This window comes from Sulfitobacter sp., assembly GCF_041552635.1.
In the GTDB taxonomy this organism is placed as follows: domain Bacteria; phylum Pseudomonadota; class Alphaproteobacteria; order Rhodobacterales; family Rhodobacteraceae; genus Sulfitobacter.
Map to the genome: position 1 here is coordinate 1 of NZ_JBFEKM010000302.1, position 2,648 is coordinate 2,648.

The 2,648-nt window shown below is 54.0% G+C and carries 3 protein-coding genes and 1 pseudogene; 3 read left to right on the top strand and 1 reads right to left on the bottom strand.

The window, feature by feature from the left end; all coding sequences use genetic code 11:
• The 3 genes from ABYT07_RS20345 to deoD form a co-directional block, all read left to right on the top strand.
• The coding region (locus tag ABYT07_RS20345; RefSeq protein ID WP_372993826.1) for a methylmalonyl-CoA mutase family protein at positions 1-1,176 on the top strand (1,176 nt) is incomplete at its 5' end.
• A gap of 85 nt (positions 1,177-1,261) precedes the next feature.
• Complete coding sequence (locus ABYT07_RS20350; RefSeq protein WP_372993827.1) at positions 1,262-1,582, top strand: H-NS family nucleoid-associated regulatory protein; 321 nt, start codon at positions 1,262-1,264, stop codon at positions 1,580-1,582.
• A 106-nt stretch (positions 1,583-1,688) separates the two neighbouring features.
• On the top strand, positions 1,689-2,399 hold the full coding sequence (gene deoD / locus ABYT07_RS20355; protein WP_372993828.1) for a purine-nucleoside phosphorylase: 711 nt from the start codon (positions 1,689-1,691) through the stop codon (positions 2,397-2,399).
• Between the two features lie 68 nt (positions 2,400-2,467).
• Here the strand turns inward: deoD and ABYT07_RS20360 are convergent.
• Positions 2,468-2,648, bottom strand: a pseudogene (locus ABYT07_RS20360) (hypothetical protein); the annotation flags it as partial.

The following is a 2,648-nucleotide window of genomic DNA, read 5'->3' on the forward strand; positions in this document are numbered from 1 at the left end:
CTGACCGAACAGCAACCCGAAAACAACGTCTACCGCATTTTGATTGAAATGCTGGCCGTGACCCTGTCGAAAAACGCCCGTGCCCGCGCCGTACAGCTGCCCGCATGGAACGAAGCGCTTGGCCTGCCGCGCCCGTGGGATCAGCAGTGGTCGATGCGAATGCAGCAGATTATGGCCTATGAAACCGATCTGCTTGAATTTGACGATCTGTTCGACGGCAACCCGGCCGTGGACAGAAAAGTCGAAGAGCTTAAAGCAGGGGCGCGGGCCGAGCTGGCGAATTTGGATGACATGGGCGGCGCGATCTCTGCCATTGATTACATGAAATCACGTCTTGTCGAAAGCAACGCAGACCGTCTGGGCCGGATCGAGGCCGGAGAGACGATCGTGGTCGGCGTCAACAAGTGGCAGCAAGGCGAACCATCGCCCCTGATGACCGGCGATGGTGGCATCATGGTGGTTGACCCCGCCGTAGAAGCCGCAGCAATCGACCGTTTGAACGCATGGCGCGCAGACCGTGATCAGGCAGCGGTGGACAAAGCACTTGCCGATCTGCGCGCGGCGGCTGCCGAAGGGCGCAACGTGATGGAACCGTCAATTGCTGCGGCAAAGGCAGGCGTGACGACCGGCGAATGGGCTGCGCAAATGCGCGCCGTGCATGGCGAATACCGTGGCCCGACCGGTGTTGGCACAGGCAGGTCCAACAAGACTGAAGGGCTGGACGCATTGCGCGATGCCGTTGATGCGGTCAGCGCGCGTCTTGGCCGACGCCTAAGCTTTCTCGTGGGCAAGCCCGGTCTTGATGGTCACTCCAACGGGGCTGAACAAATTGCCGTGCGTGCACGCGATTGTGGCATGGATATTTCTTACGAGGGTATTCGCCTGACACCATCAGAAATCGTCGCGGCAGCTGTCGCAGGTAATCACCACGTCGTCGGGATTTCTATTCTTTCCGGATCTCATATACCTTTGGTTGAAGATTTGGTGAAACAAATGCATGCGGCAGGTATTGGAGATATCCCGCTTATTGTCGGCGGTATTATTCCCGAAGACGATTCAAAGCGTCTTCTCGCTATGGGTGTGGCGCGTGTCTATACGCCGAAAGACTTTGAATTGAACACAATAATGCAAGACATCGTTACTTTGGCTGATCCGCAAACAGTTGCAGCGGAATAAATACACGATGACCAAAGTACTATCTTTTTTTTCCCAGCATTTTGACGTAGTGCGAGGTCACGCTTTTCGAGAGAGGAAATAGCAAATGACAATCAATCTTGACAGCATGACCCACAAAGAGCTGGAGACGCTCTTGGAAGATGTGAAAAAAGCAATCAAGTCCGCTTACCAGCGTGATCGCGTTGAAGCACGCAAAGCTGCAGAAAAAGCAGCTGCTCAATTCGGCTTTTCGTTGGATGAAGTATCAGGCGGCACAACTGGCAAAAAATCAACGGCAGCCAAGGCTCCTGCGAAATACGCCAATCCAGCAGATCTTTCCCAAACATGGACTGGCAAAGGACGCCAGCCGAATTGGTATCGTGAAATGATCGCCAAAGGTGTTTCACCTGACGATCTGCTGGTTTAGGTTGATATCGGCTTAGGCCGAACATCAATATCTAAAGACAAAAAGGGGTTTTCCGTGAAAGCGTAAAGCTCCTTTTTAATCCCCCGACAACTTTTTAAGGCGGCTCATGACAATTCATATTGGCGCAAAATCCGGCGATATTGCTGAAACTGTTTTAATGCCGGGCGATCCGTATCGCGCGAAATGGGCGGCCGAGACTTTTCTTAAAGATGTAAAGCTCGTGAATAACGTGCGCGGGATGCTGGGCTTTACGGGAACTTGGAATGGGCACCCTGTCACCATTCAGGGATCAGGCATGGGGATGCCGTCGCTATCGATTTATGTGAATGAATTGATTACACAATATGACGCAAAGACGCTGATCCGTATTGGGTCATGCGGCGGAATGCAGCCGCATGTCGGCATCCGTGATGTGATCATCGCAATGACCGCAACGACCATCACATCGCCATCCTCGGGTATCTTCAAGGAAATAAATTATGCGCCCTGTGCTGACTGGTCACTGCTGCGCGCAGCCGTCACAGCAGCCGAGGCGAAAGGAACCACAACCCATGTTGGCGGCATCTATTCGTCCGATGTTTTTTACGCAGAGCGCCCCGATCTGGACGAACAGCTGACCCGCCACGGCATTCTGGGCGTCGAAATGGAAGCAGCAGAGCTTTACACGCTTGCGGCCCGCCACAAGCGGCGCGCATTGGCAGTGCTGACCGTCAGCGACCATTTGCAGACTGGTGAAGCGTTGCCTGCAGAAGAGCGCGAAAGATCATTTGGCGACATGGTCGAAATTGCGTTAAAGGCCGCCTTTTCAGAGGTCTGATTGCGTCGATAGTTTAGGGCGCTCCGCGGGGGATTTAAATCCATTTGGAAAACAGCCCCCGGCAAATATCAGGTGCCGTGGCTTTGGTCATACCGGTTACGTTCAGGCGGTGTGATGCCGTCAAGAGTAGCCGAATCTGGGGCAAATACTTCAACCAGTAGCGGATAGCATGCAGCCGCGTCTGATGAATGCTCGGACGAGCAATCTCCCCCCGGGCAGGCACTGAGTGCGCCCAGCAGGTCAATTTCC